The following is an 11,793-nucleotide window of genomic DNA, read 5'->3' on the forward strand; positions in this document are numbered from 1 at the left end:
CGACATCGCAGAGACTATTCGTTCACGCTTCGAAGCCAATATCGGGGACCTTGCGCACATTCACCCAGAGATACTCAAAAGGTACGTCGAAGTCTTGAAGATCGGGTAAGGATTCAACGCAGACGCTGGCTGATGACCTTGGAGACACCGTCGCCCTGCATCGAGACGCCGTACAGCGCGTCGGCGACCTCCATCGTCCGCTTCTGATGCGTGATCACGATGAGCTGCGAGCTCTCCTGGAGCTCCTCCATGATCCGGATCAGCCGCTGCAGATTGGTGTCGTCGAGCGCCGCCTCGACCTCGTCCATCACATAGAACGGGCTCGGCCGGGCCTTGAAGATGGAGACCAGCAACGCCACCGCCGTGAGCGAGCGTTCGCCGCCGGACAGCAGCGAGAGCCGCTTGACCTTCTTGCCGGGCGGCCTCGCCTCGACGTCCACACCGGTCGCGAGCATGTTGCCCGGGTCGGTCAGGACGAGCCGGCCCTCGCCGCCCGGGAAGAGCCGCGAGAAGACACCCTCGAACTCACGGGCCGTATCCCGGTACGCCTCGGTGAACACCTGCTCGACCCGCTCGTCGACCTCCTTGATGACCTGTATCAGATCGGCGCGGGTCTTCTTCAGGTCTTCGAGCTGCTCGGAGAGGAACTTGTGCCGCTCCTCCAGCGCCGAGAACTCCTCCAGGGCGAGCGGATTCACCTTCCCGAGTTGCTGATACGCCCGTTCGGCCGACTTCAGCCGCTTCTCCTGCTCGGCCCTGACGAACGGCTTCGGCCGGTTGCGCGGATGCTCCGGGTCCTGCGGCAGCTCCTCGCCCTCCGCGGCCGGTGACGGCGGTACGAGCTGGTCGGGGCCGTACTCGGCGGCCAGCCCGGCCGGCTCGACGCCCAGCTCCTCCAGCGCCTTCGCCTCCAACTGCTCTATCCGCAGCCGCTTCTCGGCACCGAGCACCTCGCCGCGGTGGACCGAGTCGGTGAGCTTGTCCAGCTCGCCCTTGAGCTCACGGCCCCGGCCGCGCTCGGCCGCCAGCTCCCGTTCCCGCTCCGCCTTCGCCGCCTCGGCCACGACCCGCTCCCGCTCGGCCCGTACGACGGACACCTCGACATGCGCGAGCAGCTGACGGGCACCGGACGCGACGGCGGTGGCCACCGCCACCTCGTGCCGCAGCCGGGCCCGGCGCCGCTCGGCGCGGGCGCGGGCCTCCCGTTCGGCGCGGGCGCCCCGGTCGAGGGAGTCCGCCCGGCCCGCGAGCGCCTTGACCCGCTCCTCGTGGGTACGCACCTGGAGGCGGGCCTCCATCTCGGTCTGGCGGGCGTTGGCACCGTCGGCGGCGAGCCGGTCCCGCACGGAGGTGTCCGGCTCCTCCTCGACCGGCATCTCCTCGGCGACGAGCAGCCGCTCGGCCAGTTCCTCGGCCTCCTCGGTCGCCCGGTCGAGGGCCTCCTGGGCACGGACGGCCGACGCGGTCGTCCGGTCGGCCTCGCCCGCCGCGCCACGGGCCTGCCCGGCCAGCCGCCCCAGCTGCTGGGACACCCCGGACTTCTCCCGCTCGGCCGCCCGGCGCCGCTCCCCGAGCTCCTCGACCAGCCCGGCAGCGGCCCGGCGCCGCTCCCCCGCGTGCCGCTGTGCCTCGGTCAACGCGGCGCACCGCACGGCCAGTTCCTCCAGTTGGGCGGCGGCCTCGTCGACCGAAGCCTGCACTTCGAGGAGGCTCGGTGCCCCGGCGGAACCGCCGTGCGCGAAGTGGGCCGAGAGGATGTCCCCCTCGGCGGTCACGGCCGTCAGTTCCGGGTGTACGGCGACGAAGTCCTCGGCGTCCTCCAGAGTGCCGACGACCACCATGTCCCGCACCAGCCTGCGTACGGCGCCCATCAGTTCGACGGGCCCGCGGACGAGATCGGCCACGGCGGGCGGCCCTGCTGCGGGCCCCCCGCTCACGGCAACGGCCGCGGCATGAGCGGACACGAGCGCCCCGTCCGCCTCGCCCGGCCCCTGCACCTGTCCGGGTACGTGCACAGCAGACGCATCGGTACCACCAGCAGACGCATCCGTACCACCCACAGCGCCACCACCACCAGCGCCACCACCATCAACGGCGGCAGCACCGCCACCATGGGCACCTCCCTGATCAGGGACTCCGGCGCGCCGCACCCCGCCCAGCAGCAGCGCGGCCCGCCCCGCGTCCTGCTTGCGCAGCAGCCGGATCGCCTCCGCCGCCGTGGCCGGGTCCGTCACCGCGACCGCGTCCGCCGCCGCGCCCAGCGCCGCCGCCACCGCCACCTCGTGCCCCGGCGCCACCGTCAGGAGTTCCGCGGCCGGGCCGAGCAGGCCGGACAGCTGGTCCTGCGCGCCGAGCAGCGCGCCCGTGCCGTCCTTGCGGCGCAGACCGAGGGCCAGCGCCTCATGCCGGGCCGCGACCGCCGCCCGCTTCCGTTCTGCCTCGGTGGCCGCCTCCCGGGCCGCGGAGAGCGCCGCCTCCGCCTCCGCGAGCTCCCGCTTGGCGGCATCGTGCTGCTCGCCGAGCTCCTGGTCCCCGGCGTCCAGACCCTCGACCTCGGCCTTGAGCTGTTCGTACTCCTCCTGGGCGGCGACCGCCCGCTCCCGCGCCTCGTCCCGGGAGGCGGCCAGCCGGTCGATCTCGGCCTGTGCCGAACCGGCCCGGCCGCGGGCCGCGTTGACCTGGCCGTTCAGCCGGGCGAGCCCTTCGCGGCGGTCCGCGATGGCGCGGGCGGCGTCCTTGAGCCTGCGCTCCTCGGCCGCCAACTCCCGCTCCAGGTCGGCGCGGTGGGCCGCGGTGTCCTCCAGCGCGTGCTCCGCGGCCTCCAGTGCGGCCGTCAGCTCCGCCTCCTGCTCACGGATCCTGGCCGCCTCCCGTTCCATGTCCTCGGGGTCGCGACCGCGCCGCTCCTCCTCCTCGGGAGCGGCGGCGCTCTTCACCCGGGCATCGGCCAGCGAGATCGTGCCGCGAACCCGCTCGGCCAGCTGGGACAACTCGTACCAGGTCTGCTGGGCCCGCTGGAGCCGCGGCGCCAGCCGTCGCACCTCGTCCTCCAGCTCCGCCTCGCGCGCCAGGGCCGCCTTGAGTTCCGCCTCCGCGGCCTCCCGGCGCTGCTTGAGCGCCGCTTCGTCGGCGATCTCGCTGCGCAGCGCCGTGCGCAGCCGCACCAGGTCGTCGGCGAGCAGCCGCAGCTTGGCGTCGCGCAGATCGGCCTGGATGACGGCGGCCCGGCGCGCCACGGCTGCCTGCCGGCCGAGCGGTTTCAGCTGCCGCCGCAGTTCGTCGGTGAGGTCCTGGACGCGGGCGAGGTTGGCCCCCATCGCGTCCAGTTTCCGCAGTGCCTTCTCTTTCCGCTTGCGGTGCTTGAGCACACCCGCGGCTTCCTCGATGAACGCGCGACGGCCCATCGGATCGGCGTGGAGCACGGAGTCCAGCTGCCCCTGACCGACGATGACATGCATCTCGCGGCCGATGCCGGAGTCCGAGAGGAGTTCCTGGATATCCAGGAGCCGACAGGTGTCGCCGTTGATCTGGTACTCGCTGCCGCCATTGCGGAACATGATCCGAGTGATCGTCACTTCGGCGTACTCGATGGGCAGTGCGCCGTCGGAATTGTCGATGGTCAGCGATACTTCGGCCCTGCCGAGCGGCGGCCGCCCGGTGGTACCGGCGAAGATCACGTCTTCCATCTTGCCGCCGCGCAGGGATTTGGCGCCCTGTTCCCCCATGACCCAGGAGAGCGCGTCCACCACATTGGACTTGCCGGATCCATTGGGGCCGACGACGCAAGTGATGCCGGGTTCGAACCGCAGTGTCGTGGCGGAGGCGAACGATTTGAAACCACGCAGGGTCAGGGCCTTGAGGTGCACGCCGCCGGACTCTACCTTTCGCTCTCGGTTTCGCTGATGAAGGTGCAGGGCACATCAGACGTTAAGGGAAGGGGTGTACGCCGGGGGCGGGTCCCGCACAGGGCCGAGCGGTAAAGAATCCGGACGGGAAAAGAAAGAAGGGACGCCGAGGCGCCCCTTGTAAATCTTGTGCCGTGTTACGTGCGGTGTTGCTGGTGCAGCTGCGCATGACGGATCAAGGACATGTCACGAAGGTGACAGATCAAGAGCAGTGATCTTCAATGATCCGGCGACGATCCGGGTGATGATCTCGGACGGCTGACGCGTACAGCCCGACCGGCCTCTGGGGCCATCGGTCAGGTCAGCGCCGGCTCCGCCTGAGGTACGTCGATGTCGATGCTGTCGAGCAGCGACTCTTGGTGCTGGGCGGCGGCATTCAACGCGTCGTTCTCGTCCTGAATCCGTACAAGCTCGGATTCGAGATCCTGGACGCGCTGCTGGAGCCGTCGCATCTCGGCGAGGAGTCGCGGGTCGGAACCGCCGACGTAACCGAGAAGCGCCTTTGCCATGATGGATGGTCCTCCACACTGAGTGACCGACCGATGCGGTGTGGGTCGTGAGGGAATCGCACCCGCGGTGCTCGGCAGTGCTCTCTCGTCACTGCTGTTCTGCTGCCAAACAGCTCTGCCAAACAGCTAAGGTGCGCGGGGATTTCAGCGTCTCACCAAAAAGTTTGACGGTCAACACGATCACACCCTGTAGAGGCGGACAGCCCGGGGGCGCGCGGCTCGACGATCATGCGGCGCGACTCTCCTGCGGGGGCCCTGCGGGGCGTGGAGATCATCCCTACTGCCGCAGCCTGGCACGGTAACCGAATCTTGGCAACCACCCGGTCATTCCGCAGGTCATTTCATGTGTATGCAGATGAGCACCCCGCCCGGCAACGCCTCGCCACACTTCGAACACGGTCCGAACACGGCCTGTTTCGCGCCCCCGGGCGGGACCTGGATCAGCGGATCGCGAAGCCCTCGTAACCACCGCGCGGGGTGTCCCATATCTCAGTGACTCCGTCGACGCGTCCGGGTGTGTCGTCCGAGCGCAGCCAGTCCAGCAGGCGGTGGCAATTCTCCCGCCGCCCCTCGGCGACGATCTGCACCCTGCCGTCGTCGAGATTGAGGGCGAAGCCGGTGAGGCCACCGATCTCCAGAGCATTTGCCCTGGTGAACCAACGGAACCCCACCTGCTGCACTCGGCCGCGCACCCATGCGGTGAGCCGTACTTCTTCGTTCATGCCCGAACGCTAACCGGCCGATTGCCCTCGGAGCACTTCCTGCCGTGGGGCCATGGCGTACAGTCCCGACGCAATGACCTCACTCGAACGGGTGAGGCGTGTTGACGCCCGAAGCGGCGTCCAGACCGTCAGAAGGGCTCAGCAGATGGGACGCCACCGACGCTCCGCCGCAGCTCCGGCCGCTGCGGATCACGCAGCGGTGGGCGCGGGCCGGAACCAGGGCGGGCACCGCCGGAAGCGGTCCGGGGCACCGGTCCGTACGGGACTGGTCGGCGTCTCCGCGGCCCTTGCCGTGGGAGCCGTGGCGGTGGCCTCCGGCCTGCTGCCCGGCGGCGACACCCTCACGGGCGGCGGTGGCGCCGCCGACCAGGTGCGCGCCGAGGGCGCCCCGGATCTGCTGACCCAGGGCGGCCCCACCACCGCCCCGGCCGATCGCGGCACCGCGTCCGCCCCGGCCGGCCGCGGCATCGGACGGGCCGAGGGCCCGACGAGGACGGAGTCCCCCACCGGTTCCCCTTCGTCCCCTTCGAAGACGTCCGGGCCGGCCGAGCGGACGAAGCCGTCCCCCACGGCACCTTCGGAGCAGGCTTCGGCCGGGACCGGGAAGAGCACCGCCCCCGCCGCCGAGACGTCGTCGGCCGCGCCGAAGGCCCCTTCCTCTGCTCCCGCCACCCGCGCCGCCGCCGCCCCGACCACCCGGTCCGCGGTGCTCGCCCTGGTCAACCAGGAGCGCGCGAAGGTCGGCTGCAGCCCGCTGACCGCCAGTACCTCGCTCGCCTCGCTCGCCCAGGACTTCAGTGAGGACATGTCCGCCCGCGGCTTCTTCGACCACACCGACCCCGACGGCCGGACCCCCTGGGACCGCGCCTCGAAGGCCGGTGTGCAGGGCCTCGCCGCCGAGAACATAGCCCGCGGCCAGGCCGACGCGCAGGCCGTGATGGACTCCTGGATGAACAGCGCCGGCCACCGGGCGAACATTCTCAACTGCGACTACAAGACGCTCGGCGTCGGTGTGCACTACGGCTCCGGCGGCCCCTGGTGGACCCAGGACTTCGGCTTCTGACCTACACCCCGGACAGCGCTCACCCGGAGAAAGCGCACTCCTGCGGTGAGCGCTGTGCGGGCGTACGCTGCTCGGTATGGACGAGAAGACCCGTCTGGACGCGCTCGCCTTCGATGTGTTCTCCAGACAGTGCCCCTCACGCGGCACGCTGGAGCATGTCACCGGGCGCTGGGGCAGTCTGACGCTGGGAGCGCTGTACGAAGGCGGCTTCCGCTTCAACGAGCTCCGTCGCCGGGTCGACGGGGTGAGCGAGAAGATGCTCTCCCAGACACTCCACGCCCTGGAACGGGACGGTCTGGTCCACCGCGAGGCCCAGCCGACCAATCCGCCGCGCGTCGACTACGAGCTGACGCCGCTGGGCCGGCAGGTGGCCGAGCGGCTGCTCGCGCTGATCGAGCTCGTCGAGGGCCGGATGCCCGAGGTGCTCCGGGCCCGCGAACACTACGACGGGACGCACCCCACGCCTTAGGCGGTCGCGCGCGGCGGTCGCTGGCAGCGCGGGCAGAAGTAGCTGGAGCGGTTCATCCAGGGGCGGCGGCGGATCGGCGTGCCGCAGCGGTGGCAGGGCTCGTCCTCGCGTCCGTAGGCGTCGAGCGAGCGGTCGAAGTAGCCGGACTCGCCGTTCACGTTGACGTAGAGGCTGTCGAAGCTGGTGCCGCCCTGGTCGAGCGCCGCGGTCATCACCTGGCGGACATGGCCGAGCAGTTCGGCCGACTTGGGGCGGGTGAGGGTCGCGGTCGGCCGGTCGTAGTGCAGTCTGCTGCGCCAGAGCGCCTCGTCCGCGTAGATGTTGCCGACCCCGCTGATCAGCGACTGGTCGAGCAGGGCCCGCTTGACGGTCGTACGGCGCAGTCGCAGGGCCGCGTGGAAGGCGGCGTCGTCGAACGCCGGGTCCAGGGGGTCGCGGGCGATGTGCGCGATGGTGTCGGGCAGCCCGTCGGGGGTGTTCTCGTGGAGCGACAGCCCGCCGAAGGTCCGCTGGTCGACGAAGCGGAGCTCGGTGCCGAGGGAGTCGTCGAACCGGATCCGGATACGCAGATGCTTCTCGTCCGGTGCGTCCTGCGGCTGTACGAGCAGCTGCCCGCTCATGCCGAGGTGGCCGAGGAGCGAGCTGGACGCGTCGTCCAGCGGCACCCAGAGGTACTTGCCGCGGCGCATCGCCGTTCCGAAGCGGGCGCCGCCGAGCCGGGCCGCGAAGTCCACGCCCCCGGCGAGATGGCGGCGGACCGCACGCGGGTGCAGCACCTCGACGTCGCCGACGGTCCGGCCGGTGACCCAGCGTTCGAGACCACGTCGTACGACTTCGACCTCGGGCAGCTCGGGCACGGTGTCGCTCCTGAAGAGAAGGTCTGGGAAAAGAGTACGTTTCCGGGCAGGACGAACCCCCCGGTGCGCGGGGGCACCGGGGGGTTCTGGGGGTCAGGCCGGAGCGGCGTCCGTGGACGGCGACGGGCCTGCAGGGGTGTCGGCGACCCCTCCTTCGGCAGCGGCCTTCGCCGCTGCCGCCCGTTCCTCCGCGGCGGCGCTGATCTCGCGCCAGGCGGACTCCGCCGCCTGCTGCTCCGCTTCCTTCTTGCTACGGCCGGTGCCGGTGCCGTACGAGACACCACCGACGCGAGCAGCAGCAGTAAAGGTCTTCTCGTGGTCCGGGCCGGTCTCCGTGACGAGGTACTCGGGGACTCCGAGGCTCTCGCCGGCGGTGAGCTCCTGGAGGCTGGTCTTCCAGTCCAGGCCGGCACCGAGGTTGGAGGACCTGTCGATCAGCGGGTCGAAGAGCCGGTGGACCAGCTCCGAGGCCGCGCTGAGGCCCTGGTCGAGATAGACCGCGCCGATCACCGCTTCAAGGGTGTCGGCGAGGATGGACGCCTTGTCCCGGCCTCCCGTGCCCTCTTCACCCCGGCCGAGCCGGATGAAGGAGCCGAGTTCGAGGCCGCGGCCCACTTCCGCAAGCGCACGCGAGTTGACCACCGCGGCCCGCAACTTGGCCAGCTGGCCTTCGGGCAGGTCGGGGTGGGTGCGGTACAGCGTGTCCGTGACCACCAGGCCGAGCACCGAATCCCCGAGGAATTCGAGCCGCTCGTTGGTGGGCAGACCGCCGTTCTCGTATGCGTACGAACGGTGGGTCAGCGCACGCACCAGAAGGGCGGTCTCGAGTTGATACCCGAGCCGCCCTTCCAGAAGCGTGTGGGACGAGGCTGTGTTGACGTTGTCTGCCTTCTTCTTGGCGTTGGACAACTCAGACATCGGGCCTCTCACCAGCCGCTCAGACCTCGAGGACCTGGCGCTTGTTGTACGTGCCGCAGCTGGGGCACGCGATGTGCTGCAGCTTCGGCTCCTGGCAACGCTCGCACGAAACCAGGGTGGGGACCGCAGCCTTCCACTGCGACCGGCGGTGGCGCGTGTTGCTGCGCGACATCTTCCGCTTCGGAACAGCCACGGCTACTTCTCCTGCTTCTCGTCGACGCCCGCTTCGGCGCCGCCCATGTTGTCCTTCTCGCCGTCCTGAACGGTGTCGGCGAGTCCCTGCAATGCCGCCCAACGGATGTCGACGGCATCATGGTGGTGACCGGGGTTCTCGTCCAGCCTGATTCCGCATTCGGAACACAGACCGGCACAGGACTCCCGGCACACCGGCTGCATCGGCAGTGCGAGCACCACCGCATCGCGCAGCACTGGTTCGAGGTCGAACAGGCCGTCCTCGATGAAGAGCCTGTCCTCGTCGTCCTCGGCGTCGTCGGCCGGCTCCGCCTTGCTGCTGCGGCCCCGGTCATCGGCGTCAGGGTACGAGAACATCTCCTGGAAGTCCGCCGCAACCCCAAGGCGCAGCGGCTCCAGACACCTTACGCACTCCCCCTCGGCCGACGCACGGGCGGTGCCTGTGACAAGCACCCCTTCCATGACCGATTCGAGGCGGAGGTCCAGCTCCACGGGTGCGCCTTCCGGCACACCGATGACCCCTTCGATGCCGAGGACCGACGGAAGACCGGGTGCGTCCACCGTGCGGGAGAGCCGCTGGAGGGCACCGGGACGCCGGCCCAGCTCGTGCGTATCGAACACGAGGGGGTTTCGGTGGTCGAGGTGGCCGTTCAGGGCTTTTCCTGCTTTCGAAATCATGTGCAACGCACATCGTGGGGAGGGCCGACCTGATTCGGAGTCGAAACGGGCAGCCGGGATCGCGGACATACGCGCGACCGAAGAGCCAGGATACTGGACGCGCCGCCCAGCTCCCAATCCGGGCCGTCGGGCCCGTCCGGACCCGCTCCCCGGCCCCTCTTCCGTCCGGTCAGCGCTCCTGCTCGTACCGGCGGAGCTGCTCCAGGTCGATCATGCTGGTGTCGAACAGGCTGGTCTCGTCGAGGGCGCTCTCGCCCTGCTGCTGGAGCGCCTGCTGGGGCTGCACGGGCTGCTGCTGCCAGCCGTCGTACCCCTGGGCCGGCACCTGGGCCTGGGCCTGGTCGTAGCCCTGCTGCTGATAGGCCGCGGCGTACGGGTCCGGCTGCTGCTGGTACCCGTACATGTCCTGCTGCGGCTGCTCCTGGTACGCGTAGGTCTCCGCGTAGCCCGGCTGGGCCTGGGCGGGGAAGTGCGGCTGGACCTGCTGGTGCACCGGCTGTGGCTCCGGCGTGGCGATCTCGGCGAGGCCGGCCCAGTGGTCCTCGTCGCTCATGTGCGCCTGGTTGCCGGCCGCGTCCTGGGCGGCCACGTGCGCGCCGAGCTCGTCGGTGGCGACCCGGCCGTGCAGCTTCTGCCGGCCGCGGCCGACCGCCTCCAGGGTCTTGGCGAGCACGGCCTCGAAGGCGCCCAGCTTGGTGTCGACGTATTCGTCCGCCCGGCGCTGGAGCGTGGCCGGGTCGGTGCTGCGCTCGGGGGCCTCGGCGAAGTCCGGGTCCTCGTAGCCCTGCTCGTCGAAGGCCTGGCCGCGGCCGAGAAGCTTCTCGCGGCCCCGGTCGACGGAGCCGATCGTCTTGGTGAGGACGACCTCGAAGTTGGCGAGCTTGCTGTCGACGTACTCGTCGGCTTCGCCGCGCACCTCGGCGGCCTCCCGGCGGGCCTCGTCGAGGATCCGGTCGGCCTCGCTGCGGGACTGCCTGGCGACCTCGGTGCCGGAGATCAGCGAGGTGCGTTCGGCGCGGGCGGCCCCGATGATCCGCTCGGCCTCCTGGCGGGCCTGCTCGGCCAGCTGTTCCTGGCCGCCGATGAGCTCCTGGGCGTGGGCGAGCGAGCCGGGCAGGGCCTCGCGCACCTCTTCGAGCATCGCGAGCAGCTCGGCGCGGTTGACCACGCACGAAGCCGACATGGGCATCGACCGGGCGTTCCCGACCGTTTCGACGATCTCGTCGAGCTTCTTCTGCACGTCCACCGTGTGCTCGCCACTCTCTACAGCCGATTGGAGACGGACGGGACGACTGTAAGGCCAGTCGGCGCCCGTCCGACACCTGGTGACGGGCCGTCAGCTCCTCAGCCCCGGGCGAGCCGCTCGGTGAGGGCCTGGTGGACCAGCGGCGGGAGCAGGTGGGAGACGTCGCCGCCCCAGGTGGCGACCTCCTTGACCAGGGAGGACGACAGGAAGCTGTAGGTGGGATTGGTCGGCACGAAGAGCGTCTCGACGCCGGAGAGGCCGTTGTTCATCTGGGCCATCTGGAGCTCGTAGTCGAAGTCGCTGACGGCCCGCAGGCCCTTCACGATCGCCGGGATGTCGCGCTGCTTGCAGAAGTCGACCAGGAGGCCGTGGAAGGACTCGACCTGGACGTTGCCGAAGTCCGCGGTGACCCGGCGGATCAGGTCGATCCGCTCGTCGACCGTGAACAGGCCCTTCTTGGACTGGTTGATCATCACCGCGACATGTACGACGTCGTACAGCTTCGAGGCACGGCCAATGATGTCGAGGTGTCCATTGGTGATGGGGTCGAATGACCCCGGACAGACGGCGCGGCGCAACTTGGTTCCCTCGCTCTCCGGTCCGGTCATCGTGCGTCTTCACACGTAGAGGCGGCGCGACCGTACCAAAGCGTTCCTTCGCCGTAACGGCGGGCCCGCAATGGTTCGAATCCCTCGGGCCAGCCGAATTCTCCGCCCCTGGTGCTGCGTTCCACGGTGACGAGGGCATCGGCCGTGAGCCACCCCTGGGCACGGAGTGTGAGCAGTATCTCGCCAAGATCGTCGTCGGTGACGGCGTACGGCGGGTCCAGGAACACCACGTCGTACGGCTGCGCCGGTGCCGGTCCCGTCACGATCTGTTCGGCTTTGCCGGTGCGGACCTCGGCACCGGGCAGGCCGAGCGTGCGGACGTTGTCCCGGACGATACGGACGGCCTTGGGGTCGGCCTCGACGAGCAGGGCGTGCACCGCGCCCCGGGAGAGCGCCTCCAGGCCGACAGCCCCGGAGCCCGCGTACAGATCGGCGATACGAGTGCCCTCCAGGCTGCCGAGGAGGGCTTCCCAGGTGGAGAAGAGGCCCTCGCGCGCACGGTCGGAGGTGGGGCGGGTGCCGGTGCCGGGCGGGACGGCCAGGCGGCGTCCGCCGGCCGAGCCGGCGATCACGCGGGTCATGGGTGTCTGGTCCTCGGTTCGTGGGCGGCCCGCGGGATGCCGCGA

General features: G+C 70.3%; 12 protein-coding genes. 2 read left to right on the plus strand and 10 right to left on the minus strand.

The genetic code is table 11. From position 1 onward, the window contains the following. Window positions 1–113: 113 nt before the first annotated feature. The 3 genes from OG520_RS11200 to OG520_RS11210 form a co-directional block, all read right to left on the minus strand. Window positions 114–3,866: an AAA family ATPase gene (locus tag OG520_RS11200; RefSeq protein WP_406013076.1), complete on the minus strand. Its 3,753-nt coding sequence runs from the start codon at window positions 3,864–3,866 to the stop codon at window positions 114–116. Between the two features lie 335 nt (window positions 3,867–4,201). Beyond that, window positions 4,202–4,414 carry a hypothetical protein gene (locus OG520_RS11205; RefSeq protein WP_018551753.1) on the minus strand — a complete coding sequence of 71 codons (213 nt, stop codon included), beginning with the start codon at window positions 4,412–4,414 and terminating at the stop codon, window positions 4,202–4,204. 440 nt (window positions 4,415–4,854) lie between these two features. Continuing rightward, the gene (locus tag OG520_RS11210) at window positions 4,855–5,136 is read right to left on the minus strand and encodes an acylphosphatase (protein WP_399333159.1); all 282 of its coding nucleotides are present in this window, start codon (window positions 5,134–5,136) and stop codon (window positions 4,855–4,857) included. A gap of 145 nt (window positions 5,137–5,281) precedes the next feature. On the opposite strand from OG520_RS11210, the gene OG520_RS11215 reads away from it, so the two are divergent. Then, a complete protein-coding gene (locus OG520_RS11215; RefSeq protein WP_406013077.1) occupies window positions 5,282–6,199 on the plus strand; it encodes a CAP domain-containing protein in 918 nt (305 codons plus the stop codon). Window positions 6,200–6,275: 76 nt separating this feature from the next. Then, complete coding sequence (locus OG520_RS11220; RefSeq protein WP_399333163.1) at window positions 6,276–6,668, plus strand: winged helix-turn-helix transcriptional regulator; 393 nt, start codon at window positions 6,276–6,278, stop codon at window positions 6,666–6,668. On the opposite strand, the gene mutM is transcribed toward OG520_RS11220, so the two are convergent. The 7 genes from mutM to rsmD form a co-directional block, all read right to left on the minus strand. After that, window positions 6,665–7,525, minus strand: coding sequence for a bifunctional DNA-formamidopyrimidine glycosylase/DNA-(apurinic or apyrimidinic site) lyase (gene mutM, locus OG520_RS11225; RefSeq protein WP_406013078.1), 861 nt, complete (start codon window positions 7,523–7,525; stop codon window positions 6,665–6,667). The two genes, OG520_RS11220 and mutM, sit on opposite strands and share 4 nt — an antisense overlap. A 93-nt stretch (window positions 7,526–7,618) precedes the next feature. Beyond that, a complete protein-coding gene (gene rnc, locus OG520_RS11230) occupies window positions 7,619–8,443 on the minus strand; it encodes a ribonuclease III (RefSeq protein ID WP_406013079.1) in 825 nt (274 codons plus the stop codon). Between the two features lie 19 nt (window positions 8,444–8,462). Beyond that, window positions 8,463–8,636: a 50S ribosomal protein L32 gene (rpmF, locus tag OG520_RS11235; RefSeq protein ID WP_003965982.1), complete on the minus strand. Its 174-nt coding sequence runs from the start codon at window positions 8,634–8,636 to the stop codon at window positions 8,463–8,465. A 2-nt stretch (window positions 8,637–8,638) separates the two neighbouring features. Beyond that, entirely contained in the window at window positions 8,639–9,313 is a 675-nt protein-coding gene (locus OG520_RS11240; RefSeq protein WP_399333169.1) for a YceD family protein, read from the minus strand. Window positions 9,314–9,482: 169 nt separating this feature from the next. After that, window positions 9,483–10,559: a cell division initiation protein gene (locus tag OG520_RS11245; RefSeq protein WP_406013080.1), complete on the minus strand. Its 1,077-nt coding sequence runs from the start codon at window positions 10,557–10,559 to the stop codon at window positions 9,483–9,485. 98 nt (window positions 10,560–10,657) lie between these two features. Beyond that, window positions 10,658–11,137, minus strand: a complete 480-nt coding sequence (gene coaD / locus OG520_RS11250; RefSeq protein ID WP_399333236.1) for a pantetheine-phosphate adenylyltransferase — start codon at window positions 11,135–11,137, stop codon at window positions 10,658–10,660. 26 nt (window positions 11,138–11,163) lie between these two features. Then, window positions 11,164–11,748, minus strand: a complete 585-nt coding sequence (gene rsmD / locus OG520_RS11255) for a 16S rRNA (guanine(966)-N(2))-methyltransferase RsmD (protein ID WP_399333173.1) — start codon at window positions 11,746–11,748, stop codon at window positions 11,164–11,166. Window positions 11,749–11,793 lie beyond the last annotated feature (45 nt).

This window comes from Streptomyces sp. NBC_00984 (assembly GCF_045162475.1).
Lineage (GTDB): Bacteria > Actinomycetota > Actinomycetes > Streptomycetales > Streptomycetaceae > Streptomyces.

Excerpts from the sequence above, each read along its gene's own strand:
- OG520_RS11205 (WP_018551753.1), bottom strand. The coding sequence starts at position 4,414 with ATGGCAAAGGCGCTTCTCGGTTACGTCGGCGGTTCCGACCCGCGACTC.
- rsmD (WP_399333173.1), bottom strand. The coding sequence starts at position 11,748 with ATGACCCGCGTGATCGCCGGCTCGGCCGGCGGACGCCGCCTGGCCGTC.
- OG520_RS11220 (WP_399333163.1), top strand. The coding sequence starts at position 6,276 with ATGGACGAGAAGACCCGTCTGGACGCGCTCGCCTTCGATGTGTTCTCC.
- OG520_RS11240 (WP_399333169.1), bottom strand. The coding sequence starts at position 9,313 with ATGATTTCGAAAGCAGGAAAAGCCCTGAACGGCCACCTCGACCACCGA.
- OG520_RS11210 (WP_399333159.1), bottom strand. The coding sequence starts at position 5,136 with ATGAACGAAGAAGTACGGCTCACCGCATGGGTGCGCGGCCGAGTGCAG.
- OG520_RS11215 (WP_406013077.1), top strand. The coding sequence starts at position 5,282 with ATGGGACGCCACCGACGCTCCGCCGCAGCTCCGGCCGCTGCGGATCAC.
- rnc (WP_406013079.1), bottom strand. The coding sequence starts at position 8,443 with ATGTCTGAGTTGTCCAACGCCAAGAAGAAGGCAGACAACGTCAACACA.